Annotated in this window: 13 protein-coding genes; all 13 read right to left on the bottom strand. The window is 35.3% G+C overall.

Annotated elements, in window-relative coordinates:
- Positions 1–13: 13 nt before the first annotated feature.
- Positions 14–1,312 (bottom strand): pyrimidine-nucleoside phosphorylase, encoded by a 1,299-nt coding sequence (locus A5880_RS02525; protein ID WP_086331976.1) that lies wholly within the window; start codon positions 1,310–1,312, stop codon positions 14–16.
- Between the two features lie 21 nt (positions 1,313–1,333).
- Entirely contained in the window at positions 1,334–2,515 is a 1,182-nt protein-coding gene (gene deoB, locus A5880_RS02530; protein WP_086331642.1) for a phosphopentomutase, read from the bottom strand.
- A 31-nt stretch (positions 2,516–2,546) separates the two neighbouring features.
- Entirely contained in the window at positions 2,547–3,728 is a 1,182-nt protein-coding gene (locus A5880_RS02535) for a NupC/NupG family nucleoside CNT transporter (RefSeq protein ID WP_086331643.1), read from the bottom strand.
- 77 nt (positions 3,729–3,805) lie between these two features.
- Positions 3,806–4,474, bottom strand: coding sequence for a deoxyribose-phosphate aldolase (deoC, locus tag A5880_RS02540; protein WP_086331644.1), 669 nt, complete (start codon positions 4,472–4,474; stop codon positions 3,806–3,808).
- Between the two features lie 273 nt (positions 4,475–4,747).
- Positions 4,748–5,686: a sugar-binding transcriptional regulator gene (locus A5880_RS02545; protein ID WP_086331977.1), complete on the bottom strand. Its 939-nt coding sequence runs from the start codon at positions 5,684–5,686 to the stop codon at positions 4,748–4,750.
- 69 nt (positions 5,687–5,755) lie between these two features.
- Positions 5,756–6,517 carry a tyrosine-protein phosphatase gene (locus tag A5880_RS02550; protein WP_086331645.1) on the bottom strand — a complete coding sequence of 254 codons (762 nt, stop codon included), beginning with the start codon at positions 6,515–6,517 and terminating at the stop codon, positions 5,756–5,758.
- 15 nt (positions 6,518–6,532) lie between these two features.
- The gene (gene uhpT, locus A5880_RS02555; RefSeq protein ID WP_086331646.1) at positions 6,533–7,912 is read right to left on the bottom strand and encodes a hexose-6-phosphate:phosphate antiporter; all 1,380 of its coding nucleotides are present in this window, start codon (positions 7,910–7,912) and stop codon (positions 6,533–6,535) included.
- 240 nt (positions 7,913–8,152) lie between these two features.
- Positions 8,153–8,824 carry a phosphate signaling complex protein PhoU gene (phoU, locus tag A5880_RS02560; RefSeq protein ID WP_086331647.1) on the bottom strand — a complete coding sequence of 224 codons (672 nt, stop codon included), beginning with the start codon at positions 8,822–8,824 and terminating at the stop codon, positions 8,153–8,155.
- An 18-nt stretch (positions 8,825–8,842) separates the two neighbouring features.
- On the bottom strand, positions 8,843–9,601 hold the full coding sequence (gene pstB / locus A5880_RS02565) for a phosphate ABC transporter ATP-binding protein PstB (protein ID WP_086331648.1): 759 nt from the start codon (positions 9,599–9,601) through the stop codon (positions 8,843–8,845).
- A 10-nt stretch (positions 9,602–9,611) separates the two neighbouring features.
- Positions 9,612–10,412 (bottom strand): phosphate ABC transporter ATP-binding protein PstB, encoded by an 801-nt coding sequence (gene pstB, locus A5880_RS02570; protein ID WP_086331649.1) that lies wholly within the window; start codon positions 10,410–10,412, stop codon positions 9,612–9,614.
- Positions 10,413–10,428: 16 nt separating this feature from the next.
- On the bottom strand, positions 10,429–11,313 hold the full coding sequence (gene pstA / locus A5880_RS02575; RefSeq protein WP_086331650.1) for a phosphate ABC transporter permease PstA: 885 nt from the start codon (positions 11,311–11,313) through the stop codon (positions 10,429–10,431).
- Positions 11,313–12,233 (bottom strand): phosphate ABC transporter permease subunit PstC, encoded by a 921-nt coding sequence (gene pstC, locus A5880_RS02580; protein ID WP_086331651.1) that lies wholly within the window; start codon positions 12,231–12,233, stop codon positions 11,313–11,315. Before pstC ends, pstA begins: the two co-directional genes overlap by 1 nt.
- 189 nt (positions 12,234–12,422) lie before the next feature.
- The gene (locus A5880_RS02585; RefSeq protein WP_086331652.1) at positions 12,423–13,277 is read right to left on the bottom strand and encodes a phosphate ABC transporter substrate-binding protein PstS; all 855 of its coding nucleotides are present in this window, start codon (positions 13,275–13,277) and stop codon (positions 12,423–12,425) included.
- Positions 13,278–13,553 lie beyond the last annotated feature (276 nt).

The following is a 13,553-nucleotide window of genomic DNA, read 5'->3' on the forward strand; positions in this document are numbered from 1 at the left end:
ATGTTTATTATTTTTATGAGATTTGTTTATAAATTAATTTCGGTGCTTGTCCTTTTGAACCAATTTTGATGTTTTCTTTGATCATTGCTTCAACTTCAGAAACATCTTTTTTGTTCGCATGGATTGTTACTAAAGAATCACCTACGTTAACTTTATCCCCGATTTTTTTATTTAATACTAAGCCGACTGCTAAATCGATTTCGTCTTCTTTTGTTGCTCGACCAGCACCTAATTTCATTGCAGCAACACCAATGGCATCTGCAATAATTTCTTCTACTGTTCCTTCTTTATCTGCTGTTACTTCAAATGTATATTCAGCTTGAGGTAATAATTCAGGATTTTTCACCCATTCAGGATTTCCTCCTTGATTTTCAACAAATATAGCAAACTTATCTAATGCAGAGCCATCTTCGATTACACCAAGAAGCATTTTGCGTGCTTCATCTAGAGAATCTGTCTTACCAGCTAAGACAACCATTTGGCTACCTAAAGTTAGTACTAGTTCATTTAAATCTTCTGGACCATTGCCCTTCAACGTGTCAATTGCTTCTTTAATTTCTAAAGAGTTACCAATTGCAGCACCTAAAGGTTGTGACATATCAGAGATGATCGCCATTGTTTTTCTGCCAACTAGATTTCCAATGCGAACCATTGCTTCAGCTAATTTTTCAGCGTCTTCTTCTGTTTTCATGAATGCGCCTGCGCCTGTTTTTACGTCAAGAACGATCGCATCTGCACCAGCAGCAATTTTTTTACTCATAATTGATCCAGCAATCAATGGAATAGAACTTACTGTTCCTGTAACATCACGAAGTGCATAGATTTTTTTATCGGCTGGTGTCAGGTTTCCTGATTGACCGATAACAGCAATTTTATCTTTATTTACAATGTTGATAAATTCTTCATCACTAATTTCAATATGGAAACCATCAAATGATTCTAATTTATCTAATGTTCCACCAGTATGACCTAAACCACGACCTGACATTTTAGCAAAAGGAATATCCAATGCCGCAATAAGTGGAGCTAATACTAATGTCGTTGTATCACCAACACCACCAGTTGAATGCTTATCGACTTTTACACCTTCAATTCCAGATAAATCGATAACGTCACCTGAATCAACCATTGCAAGGGTTAAGTTGGCACGCTCTTCATCCGTCATATCTTGGAAATAAATAGCCATCAATAAAGCACTTGCTTGATAATCTGGAATTGTACCGTTTGTATATCCATCAATAAAAAACTGAATTTCTTCTTTCGTTAATTCCAAGCCATTACGTTTTTTTTCAATAATGTCGACCATTCTCATTTCTATCACCATTCCTTTTTATTATTTTAAATCTCCTAAGAAACTAGTACCATAATCTGGCATACGTACGTTAAAGTTATCCGCAACAGTTGCCCCAATATCAGAAAATGTACTTCTAATGCTAAGTTCACCATTTTGTGAAAAACGCTTAGAATAAACCAATAATGGTACATATTCCCTAGTGTGATCTGTTCCCTTATACGTAGGATCATTTCCATGATCCGCTGTAATAATCAATAAATCATCTTCTGTTAATTTAGCAAATACTTCTGGTAAACGTTGATCAAATTCTTGTAACGCTTGACCATAACCAAGTGGATCTCTACGATGACCAAATACTGCATCAAAGTCGACGAGATTTAAAAAGCTCATGCCATGAAAATCTTTATCCAATAATTCGATAAATTTATCCATCCCGTCCATGTTAGATACTGTACGAATAGACTCAGTTACACCTTCGCCATCAAAGATATCTGAAATTTTCCCTAGTGCAATCGAATCGTATCCGCTTTCTTTTAGCGTATCCATAACTGTTTTATCAAATGGTTTTAATGCATAATCATGACGGTTTGCTGTGCGCTTGAACGTTTCTTTTGATGAGCCTACAAAAGGTCGAGCAATAATTCTACCTAACATATATGGCTCATCTCTCGTAATTTCTCTAGCATATTCACAAATGTCGTATAATTCTTCTAACGGGATGACTTCTTCATTAGCAGCAATTTGTAAAACAGAATCCGCAGAAGTGTAAACAATCAAAGCACCTGTTTTTAGTTGCTCTTCGCCAAGCTCATCTAGAATTTCAGTCCCACTAGCTGCTTTATTCCCGATTATTTTTCTTCCAGAAAATGTTTCGATTTTTTTCAGAAGTTCTTCTGGGAAGCCATCAGGAAAAACTCTGAATGGCTTATCAATAAATAATCCCATGATTTCCCAATGACCAGTCATTGTATCTTTACCAGCCGATGTTTCTTGCATTTTAGTGTAGTAGCCCAATGCTTTATCTGCTTTTGGGACACCAAGAATTTCTTTAATGTTTGACAGTCCTAAAGAAGCCATATTTGGCAATGTTAGTCCGTTCATTTCCTTTGCAATATGACCTAATGTATCAACATCAAAGTCATCGAATGCATTGGCATCGGGAGCTTCTCCGATTCCTACTGAATCCATTACTATGACATGTACTCTTTTAAATTCGTTCATTTCTTTTCACCTCATCAGTTAAACTTAAAAATCAATAAAGCATTCCAACAATTGTCGCAGTTAAACAACTAACTAGTGTTGCGCCAAACAATAATTTTATACCGAAGCGAGCAACTACATTTCCTTGCTCTTCATTCAAGCTTTTAACAGCACCTGAGATAATACCAATTGATGAAAAATTAGCAAATGAAACTAAAAAGACAGAAATGATTGCCGTTGTCCGTCCAGTGAACTCAATTGTGCTTGATTTTAAATTCGTCATTGCTACAAACTCGTTAGAGACAAGTTTTGTTGCCATAATGCTTCCAGCATCTACCATCTCATTTGCAGATACTCCCATTAAAAAGGCAAAAGGTGCTACAAGATAACCAATGATATCTTGGAAAGAAATACCGAAAATCCCTTTGAAAATTGCATTAATCATTGTAATAACAGCTACAAATCCGATCAACATTGCAGCAACTGTTACAGCTACATGGAAACCATCCATAATATATTCGCCTAACATTTCAAAGAAAGATTGTTTCTTTTCGTCTTTAACTTCTAAAACATCTTCTTCTGGCGTTACTTCGTAAGGATTGATTACCGAAGTAATGATGAATCCTCCAAATAGATTTAAAACGATAGCGGTTACTACATATTGCGGTTTTAATAAAAACATATAAGAACCAATGATTGCCATTGATACTGTTGACATTGCCGATGCACATAAGGTATATAGACGATGTTTTGGTAACAGACCTAATTGCTTTTTCACTGAAATAAATACTTCTGATTGTCCTAAAATCGCTGATGCAACAGCATTATAAGACTCTAACTTACCCATACCGTTGACTTTACTAAGTGCAAGTCCAATATATTTCACGATAAACGGCAAAATTTTAAAGTATTGTAAAATACCGATTAATGCCGAAATAAAGACGATTGGTAATAAAACACCAATGAAAAACGACGATTCATCTGGATTGATTAATCCACCAAAAACAAAATTAACCCCTTCACCAGCATACTGCAATAAATTGTCGAAACCTTTGGCGATTCCTCCAACAACGAAATTTCCTGCACTTGTATTCAGCAAGACAAATCCCAAAATAAATTGTAAAACTAACATCACGATAATCGGTCGAAACTTAACCTTTTTACGATCATTGCTTGTCAACCAAGCAATACCTATAAAGAATACTAAACCTAGACAGCCAATTAAATACTTCATTTTCTCCTCCAATTTGAACTCGGTTACATTCATTTCCAAAAGCAAGCAAATGCTTGCTTTTGGATCATTTTTTTATTTTAATAGCCATTTCCTTGATCTGATGAATCACCAGAAACAATTGAAACACCTGCACTTGCACCAATTCTTGAAGCACCTGCTTCGATCATTGCTAAAACTTCTTCTTTTGTACGAACGCCGCCTGATGCTTTCACACCTACGTCTGGTCCAACTGTTTTTCTCATTAAAGCAATATCTTCTGTTGTTGCTCCACCAGTAGAAAAACCAGTTGATGTTTTAACAAAGTCTGCACCTGCTTTGATTGACAATTCAGAAACAGTTACGATTTCTTCTTTTGTAAGTAAGCATGTTTCAAGAATAACTTTAACAAGAACATCACCAGAAGCTTCGACAACTGCGCGGATATCTGATTCAACCGTTTTAAGATCACCAGATTTTAATGCCCCAACATTGATAACCATGTCTACTTCTGTAGCACCATTTTCAATAGCATTTTTAGTTTCGAACGCTTTCGTTTCAGATGTATTTGCTCCTAATGGGAAGCCGATAACTGTACAAACATCTACGCCTGAGCCTTTCAACTCTGTGCTTGCTAAACGAACCCAATATGGATTCACACATACTGAAGCGAATTGATACTCTCTTGCTTCTTGGCAAAGTTTTGTAATCATTTCCTCAGTAGTTTCTGGTTTTAAAGCTGTGTGGTCAATCATTTTTGCGATATCCATTATGACACTCCTTCAATTTTGATAATTGTATTATAACACCCAAAAAGAACATTTGTAAACACCTTCATGAAATTATGTTCAAAAAAATAAAATATAAAAAGATGCTGATTTGAATAAGGTTGGAATAGAAGCGTTTAACTCCGATAAACAAGAAAAAAATTCACGAAAATTATTTGTCAAATTTTCGTGAATTTCAGCTTATTTCCGATCTCTTCAACGCTTAGCGCTTCAGCACTTAAAAGAAGTATACAAAAAGGATATTTTTTGATTAAATCACAATTTAAGGAGCTCTTCAGCAGCGCTTTGATCAATAATCAATACATTAGCATATTTTCCTGCTAAAGCGCCGTCTATAGCTTTAACTTTTCGAGAACCACCTGCAACTAGAATCGCTTTTTCCTTTTTTCTCAGATCTGATAATTCAATGCCAATTGTCCGTTCATTGATCTTTTGACTACAAATTTCCCCTTGGCTATCGAAAAAGCGAGAACAAATATCTCCAACTGCTTGATCTTTAAGAAGTTGCTGTTCTTCTTCACTAAAATAACCTAAACGAAATAGTAATGCTTCATCTCTAACTGTTCCTACAGTAAATATGGCAATATTGGCTTCTTTTCCTTTAGAAATGATTTTTTGAATATGGCGATCTTGTTCTACCATTTTTTTCACTTGTGCATTATCAAAGATAACTGGCAATGGTAATTGAACAGCAACTGTTTGAAACGCTTTTTCAAACAATGTCAACGTTTCATTGGCGTAGGTATTTACATTTGAATGGCTAATACCGCCTTTCAATTGCACAACTTCTACACCGACTCGCTCTTGCGTATCTAATTTTCGTGCAATTTCATACATTGTCGTTCCCCAACTAACGCCTAGAATATCTCCATTATGAATCGTTTCTTCTAAATATTGGGCAGCGTAAGCACTGATATACTCTGTGATTACTTGATAATTGGTTTCAGGTGAAAACACTACATGCGCTTCTAAAAGATCGTACTTTTCTTTCAATTTTTTTTCGAGTTCAAATAAATCAGAAAACGGGTCTGAAATTGTAATTTGTACATACCCTTTTTCTTTCGCATAATTAAGTAGCCTTGAAATGGTTGGCCTAGAAACATCCAGTTGTTTAGCAATTTCCTGTTGCCCTAAGCCTAATTGATAGTATAACCTAGCAACTTCTATACTTAGCTGTTGTTTTTGTTTATCCATATTCACGTCCGATCCTTCTATTTTCTCCAATTATAACAAGAAAAAATAGGTAAAACAAACGCCACTTCTTTAGTTGGACAAATATATCGTTCTAAATTCATTAATTTTCTCTTTATCAAAATTTAAACACTGAGCTGCATAACTTTCAGCACTTCCAAAGTGACTCTCAATTAAATTGAATGCATGATCTAAATAATCTTTTTTTACATAAAGGGCTGTTGCCAAAGATTCTAGTTGCTCTTCATTGAAGCCTTGTTCTCTAAATTGTTGAATCAATTCGTCATTGGCTTGTTTTCTTTCTGTATTTGTAATCAGGAAATCTTTGTAAATTTCGTCTTTGTCAACATTTAAAAGCAATAGTAATAAAGCTGAAGCGTAACCTGTTCGATCTTTGCCAGCAAAACAATGAAAAATAGTTGATCCATTTTTATTTTCTAAAATATAATCCATGAATTCTGCAAACCCTGTTTGTGCACCTGAATTTAAAATGAGGTCTTCGTAAACTCCCATCATATGCTGATCGACTGCTTCGATAGATTTTAATTTTGCAAAATCAGCTAAACTCGAATTCTTTGCATCCATTCTACCCAATAAGTCTAAATTGATATATTCTACATCTTCAATTGGTGTATCTGGAGATTCTGTAATTTCAAATTCTCTTCTAAAATCAATAATTCTAGTCAAATTAAACGTTTCAACTAACGCTGATTGTGTTTGTTTATCCAAATTTACTAAATGTCCTGAACGTAGTAACTTTTTGGGTTTGACTACTTTCCCCTCTTTATTTTTAATACCGCCTAAATCTCTAAAATTTGTAATTTGTACATTCATTAATTCCGTCCACCTTTATGCGTTTATTTGTTTCCGTCTTCTTTCTTCTGCAAAAGCTACAATTCCTAAGAGAACTGCAATAATCACAATTGAAATATAAAAGATAATAAATGTGTCTTTCCATCCATGTAACACTTGACCTAAGAAATTCACTCCACCTTTAGCTGGATCAGCAATTTTTGCCAATAATATTTTTGCCATAGAATCCCCAAATAGATAAGCAAATGCCCCTAATAGTCCTCCAGAAACTACTGTAGCTTTTTTGGGAACAAAACCTAGCATGGATAAATTAATCAACAATTGTGGGCCAAAAATCATCATTCCTAGCATAAATAATGAGGCGTTGATCACAAATTCTGTTGTTCCAAGCTGATAGCCAATAATTCCAATTGGCAATAAGATTGTACTGATTGTTGCAACCAATGCTGGACGCCCTTTTAGTAAATCAGAAATATATCCCCATGCCAAACAGCCGATTAATGCTCCCATCTCAAAATAAAAAATGGTTTGTGCTGCTGCTTCTTGTGAAAAGTTTAAATGTTCTGTCACATATAACGGTGCCCAATTATCAATGCCAATTCGTACAATATAAACGAATACATTCGCAACACATAACACCCAAATGTAAGGATTTGTTAATAAATATTTTTTGAAAATTTCCCATTTTGTTAAATTTTCTGCATCAATATTTGCTTCTTCAACTGGTTCATCAAAGATTTCTTCACTTGAATTCCACCCTAAATCTTCAGGTCTATTTTTACCAATAAACAACGTTACCACAGCAACAACAGATGCAACAAGAGCTGGTATAATAAACATTCCTGCCACTTGTCCTTTAAAAAAGGTTTGCGCACACCATACAGCAAAAATCCCTGCAAAGCCGCCACCAATATTGTGAGAGGCGTTCCACAGCCCTATATACCTACCTCGATTACTTCTCGTTGTCCATTGTGTGATAACAGAGGCACAGCTTGGTCCTCCCACGCACTGGAATAAACCATTCAGTGACCATAACACAACGATCCAACCAATCGGAACATTATTCATTGTAAATAGTATTCCCATACATAAAACGGTGATTGAAGACAACAATAGCAGAATAGATAGGATTTTTTTCGTATTTTTTCCATCAACAATATAACCTACAATAAATTTACCAAAGCCATAGACGATCGAAAAAACAAATCCAATGTACCCAAGGTCGGTTGTGGTCAGACCTAATTGACTTTTCAATAATGGCTGAGCTGCTTTAAAATTATTACGAATCATGTACATCGTGATATAGATAACTACAACAACTAAAAACGGTTTCATAAATTCCTTAAACCATCTTTTTCTCTGCTCCGGTATTGTTAGTCGACTCGTTTTACCAACAACTGTACTTGTTTCTTCCATTTTCCTCACCTCAAAGTTTTCATTTTAATTGTCAGCGCTTTCCAATTTAATTGTATAATACACGTAAAAAGAACAATTGTAAACAGATTGTTGAAATTATGTTCATATAAATAGTCAAAATGTATTGTAGTTCATAAAAAATAGAGTCCAAGGACAAACTACATACTAGTTTTATCCCAGACTCTATTGTGGAATCATTAGCAAAAAAATCAGCTTATAAGTTCCCTATTCATTTTTTGATTATTCGTCGTGATTACTACTTAATTCTGTTATTTTCCCAGTTGCTAGGTAAACGATCCATTCACAGATATTCGTCACGTAATCACCAATTCGCTCTAAGTAAGTTGCTACGTGTAAATAATCGGTTCCGCTGATAACGGTTTCTGGATTCGATTGCATCGCTTTGATAGAATGTCTATAAATACTATCAAAATACTCATTTACACGTTTGTCCATCTGCGCAATCATCCGAGCATCTTTTTGATCTGTTTTAACGTAGGCAATCAATACGTTATCCACCATTTTTTTTACATAATCTGACATATCAGAAATTTCTTTTTCGATTTCGGGAATTCTTGTTTCACCTTTTAAGCGAATCGTTGATTTAGAAATCGATACTGCATGATCGGCCATTCTTTCTAAATCAGAGCTTGCTTTCATCACTGTGATGATCATTCTAAGATCAGTCGTTACAGGTTGTTGTAAAGCAATCATTTCAAAACTTTTCTTTTCTAATTTTACTTCCATGTCATTGATTTCTACATCATAATCAATCACTTCTTGCGCTATTTTTTTATCGTGGTTGATATAAGCACGTACAGATTTATGTACGACATTACTGACCATCATCCCCATCTCATAAAACTGATTGTGCAGATTTAATAATTCTTCTTCAAACTGACTACGTAACATGAGTGTTCCTCCTTTTATTTAACCAAATTTTCCAGAAATATAATCTTCTGTTTGCTTTTCTTTTGGGTTCAAGAATATTTTCTTGGTGTCATTAAATTCTATCAATTCTCCTTGTAAAAAGAAAGCTGTTTTATCGGAAATTCGAGAAGCTTGAGACATGTTATGGGTCACCATAATCATCGTATACTTTTCTTTTAGGGTTAATAACATATTTTCGATCTTACCACTTGAAACAGGATCCAAGGCACTTGTCGGTTCATCTAATAAAATAATTTCAGGATCGACAGCTAAAACACGTGCAATACAAACACGTTGTTGTTGCCCACCAGATAATGATAAGGCACTTTTATGAAGTTTGTCTTTGACATCCTCCCAAACAGACGCCGCTTTCAAACTGTTTTCTACAGCCTCATCAAGTACTTGCTTATCCTTTTCCCCTTTTAAACGTAATCCATAAATCACATTTTCGTAAATGGAAAAAGGAAACGGATTGGGTTGCTGGAAGACCATGCCGATTTCTTTACGTAAATCAACAATATCTGTTCTAGGGCCATAAATATCTTTGCCTTTGTAAACCACACTACCTGTAATCGTCACACCAGGAATCAGATCATTCATTCGATTAAGTGAACGTAGATATGTCGATTTTCCACAACCAGAAGGTCCGATCATCGCTGTGATCTCGCCCTGATTGATACTTAAATCAATCCCTTTTAAAGCTTCTTTTTTACCATAATATAAATGCAAATCTTTTGATGAAATAATCTCTTTTGTCATCTTACTCCTCCTAACCAAAATGTCCAGAAACGTAATCTTCTGTTGCTTGAATTTTTGGTCGTGTAAAGATTTTTCGTGTTTCATCGTATTCAATTACTTTACCTAAATAGAAAAAGGCAGTGTAATCACTGATACGAGCAGCTTGTTGCATATTATGGGTAACGATAATAATCGTATAATCGTCTTTTAAATTCACCAATGTTTCTTCAACTTTTCCTGTAGAAATCGGGTCTAAGGCACTTGCTGGTTCATCCAGAAGTAAAATATCTGGTTTCATCGCAATCGCTCTGGCTATACAGAGACGCTGTTGTTGCCCACCAGATAAAGCTAAGGCACTTTTATCTAAATTATCTTTGACTTGATCCCAAAGCGCTGCTTGTTTCAAACTTGTTTCAACAATTTCGTCTAATTTCTTCTTGTCTTTTTCACCATGTTGTTTCAAAGCAAATGTGATGTTTTCATAAATTGATTTACTGAATGGATTAGGCCGTTGAAAAACCATACCGATATGTTTACGCATTTCATAGACATCGACTTCTTTGGTATTCACATTCACACCTTTATACATGATATTTCCAGTCACTTTCGTGTTGGCAATGCCATCATTCATTCGGTTTAATGAACGTAAATAGGTTGATTTACCACAACCAGAAGGTCCTATCAGCGCAGTGATTTTATTTTTTTCAAACTGTAGATCAACGCCTTTGATTGCTTCATTTTCACCATACCATACGTGTAGATCATCGGTATGTAAAGCAATCGGATCAGGCAATTTTATAATATTCGTGTCATTTAAATTATATTCTTTCATTCTGATTCCCCTAACATTAGGCTGATGTCATTTTTTTATACAATCTGTTGCCGATGAAACGTGCGCCGAAATTAAATAGTAAAACGACCAAAATCAGAACAGCCGAAGCTCCTGCAGAAACAGCCGCACCATCAGGCATTGTACCTTCTGTATTGATTTTCCAAATATGCACAGCTAGCGTTTCTGCTTGACGGAAAATACTGATTGGACTTGAAACACTTAACGGGTTCCAGTTGCTAAAATCTAAAGCTGGTGCACTTTGTCCTGCTGTATAAATCAATGCAGCAGCTTCACCAAAGATTCTTCCTGAACTCAAAATCACTCCAGTTAAAATCCCTGGCAGTGCTTCTGGAACAACAACCTTTGTAACAGTTTCCCAACGAGATAGACCTAAAGAAAGACCCGCTTCCCGCTGCGTATAATGAACTGCTTTTAATGATTCTTCAACATTTCTTGTCAACAAAGGCAAGTTAAAGAATGTTAACGCCAATGCACCTGAAATGATTGAAAAACCATAGCCTATCTGGACAACAAAAATCAAGAAACCAAACAAACCAACCACTACTGATGGGAGTGAACTTAAAATCTCAATAGAGGTCCGAATAATATCTGTCAACCAATTTTTCTTTGCATACTCAGATAAATAAATCCCCGCTCCTAAAGAAATCGGAAAGCTAATCAACATAGTAATCAGCAATAAATAGATTGAGTTAAATAATTGAATGCCGATTCCTCCACCAGCTTGGTAAGCCTTAGAAGGTTTTGTCAAAAAATCCCAAGAAATATGTGGAATTCCACGAACAAGTATATATAACAGCAATGCTGCCAAAATCAACACAATAACGCCTGAAATAGCATACAAAACGCCTGTTGCAAATTTATCTACTTTTTTTGCATTCATTATTTCAAGGCTCCTTTCTTACCAATGATTCGAATCACAATATTAAATAATAGCGACATCAACAGCAAGATCAAGGCTAGTGACCATAAAACATTATTTTCCACAGTTCCCATGATCGTATTTCCGATCCCCATTGTTAGAATACTGGTTAATGTTGATGCAGGTGTCGTTAAACTAGAAGGCATAATCGCTGCATTCCCGATGACCATTTGAATCGCTAATGCTTCACCAAATGCACGAGCCATTCCAAAAACAACAGCCGTTAAAATTCCTGGAACTGCTGCTCGTAAAACGACTTTATAAATCGTTTGCCAACGAGTTGCTCCTAATGCCAATGATGCTTCACGGTAATGACGAGGAACAGATTTCAAAGCATCTACAGTCATCGTGGTTACGGTCGGCAAAATCATCACAAATAATACAAATGTTCCTGCTAAAATACCAAAACCTGTACCGCCGAAAATCGAGCGAATAAAAGGAACAATCACAGATAAACCAATAAATCCATAAACAACAGAAGGAATTCCAACTAATAATTCAATTACTGGCTGTAAAATTTTTGACCCTTTTTTAGGGGAAATTTCCGTCATAAACACAGCTGCACCGATAGCAAAAGGTGTTGCAATAATTGCAGACATGAATGTGACGATAAAAGAGCCAGCAATCATAGGTAGAGCGCCTACCATTGGTTTTCCATTCGTTCCTGTTTCACTCGGATTCCAATTTGTACCGAATAAAAAATCAGAAACGTTAATTTTATTTGTAAAAAAAGTAGCTAACCCTTTACTAGCAACAAAATAGAAAATTGATAAAACAACTAAAACGATCAAAGCGATACAAAGAAAACTAATAAATTTTCCTCGCTGCTCCATTTTGGCACGCTTAGATTTTGTTAACAACTTCTTCTGCACATCTTCCAAGAAAATTCCTCCTTATTTTAAAAGCTGAACAAGCTCGTTCAGCTTCAATAGAAAAATAGGAAAAAGTGATTGAGGTACTTTTCACCTCTCTCAATTTTTATCTTTTTTCAGTGTAACTTTTGAACATAAATTTGCGTTTAATAACATGTAAATCTTATGTTAAGTTTGTAAATTTTGTGTAAAGGCGAATTATTTAATGATATTTCCTTGCCAATCTCTTTCTACTTTCATTTTTGAAACTGGGATGTAGCCCAATTGACCAATGATTTTTTCCTGAACATCCTCTGATAACATAAATGCTAAAAATTCTTCTGTCAGTTGTTTTGGTGTTCCAAATGTATACATATGTTCATAGGACCAAATTGTCCATTTGTTGATTGTGACATTTTTATCTGTTGGTTTTACGCCATCAATACTTAAGGTGCTAACTTCATTGTTTACATAAGAAAAAGCTGTATAACTGATCGCTCCAGGAGTATCTGCAACAATAGAACGAACCATTCCGCTTGAATCTTGTTCCTGTGCTTGAATCGCTGTTTTACCATCTAGTACCCAGCGTTCAAAGGTTGCACGTGTGCCACTTCCAGCTGCGCGATTCAATAAAACAATAGGGATATCTTTTCCGCCAACATCTTTCCAGTTTTTTATTTCACCTAAAAAGATTTTTCTAAGGTTCTCCAATGAGATATCTGATATGCCAATATTCTTATTTACAATAGGGGTAATGCCAACAACAGCCACTTTATGATCTGTTAGTTTCGATGCATCAATTCCTTTTTTTTCCTCTGCAAATAAATCTGAATTTCCAATATCAACCGCTCCAGATTGAACTTGGCTCAACCCTGTGCCACTTCCGCCCCCTTGCACATTGATAAAGCGTCCAGGATGTTGATTCTGGTATTCTTCTGCGGCTGTTTCAACTAAGGGCTGCAGTGCTGATGAGCCGACTGCTGTAATCGATTCACCTCGATCGATCCACTTGGCACAGCCAGATAACGTCAGTACTCCAATTAAACTAATAAATAATAGCATTTTCTTTTTCATTGATCTGATAATCCTCCAAACTCAATTCAATCAATTCATTTTAACATTAACTTTTTCAGTTGAAAATTATAAGTTGATAACTCTTCTTGTTTTTTTGAATAAAATAACAACATACAGATTTGAAAATAAAAAAAGACGAGACAAAAGTATTTAGCGTCCAGAAACGAGTAAGTACTGCACAACATCAACTCGCACCTTGTTGTGTTTTATAGCAATAAGAGAGCATTCACGAAAATTACTTTCAAATTTTTGTGAATTTCAGTTCATTTGCGAAGC

This window comes from Enterococcus sp. 4G2_DIV0659 (assembly GCF_002140715.2).
GTDB lineage: Bacteria > Bacillota > Bacilli > Lactobacillales > Enterococcaceae > Enterococcus_L > Enterococcus_L mansonii.

Coding starts and splice junctions, on each gene's coding strand:
- A5880_RS02550 (WP_086331645.1), bottom strand. CDS start 6,517: ATGAATGTACAAATTACAAATTTTAGAGATTTAGGCGGTATTAAAAAT.
- A5880_RS02545 (WP_086331977.1), bottom strand. CDS start 5,686: ATGGATAAACAAAAACAACAGCTAAGTATAGAAGTTGCTAGGTTATAC.
- A5880_RS02585 (WP_086331652.1), bottom strand. CDS start 13,277: ATGAAAAAGAAAATGCTATTATTTATTAGTTTAATTGGAGTACTGACG.
- deoC (WP_086331644.1), bottom strand. CDS start 4,474: ATGGATATCGCAAAAATGATTGACCACACAGCTTTAAAACCAGAAACT.
- pstB (WP_086331648.1), bottom strand. CDS start 9,601: ATGACAAAAGAGATTATTTCATCAAAAGATTTGCATTTATATTATGGT.
- A5880_RS02525 (WP_086331976.1), bottom strand. CDS start 1,312: ATGAGAATGGTCGACATTATTGAAAAAAAACGTAATGGCTTGGAATTA.
- uhpT (WP_086331646.1), bottom strand. CDS start 7,912: ATGGAAGAAACAAGTACAGTTGTTGGTAAAACGAGTCGACTAACAATA.
- A5880_RS02535 (WP_086331643.1), bottom strand. CDS start 3,728: ATGAAGTATTTAATTGGCTGTCTAGGTTTAGTATTCTTTATAGGTATT.
- deoB (WP_086331642.1), bottom strand. CDS start 2,515: ATGAACGAATTTAAAAGAGTACATGTCATAGTAATGGATTCAGTAGGA.
- pstB (WP_086331649.1), bottom strand. CDS start 10,412: ATGAAAGAATATAATTTAAATGACACGAATATTATAAAATTGCCTGAT.
- pstA (WP_086331650.1), bottom strand. CDS start 11,313: ATGAATGCAAAAAAAGTAGATAAATTTGCAACAGGCGTTTTGTATGCT.
- phoU (WP_086331647.1), bottom strand. CDS start 8,824: ATGTTACGTAGTCAGTTTGAAGAAGAATTATTAAATCTGCACAATCAG.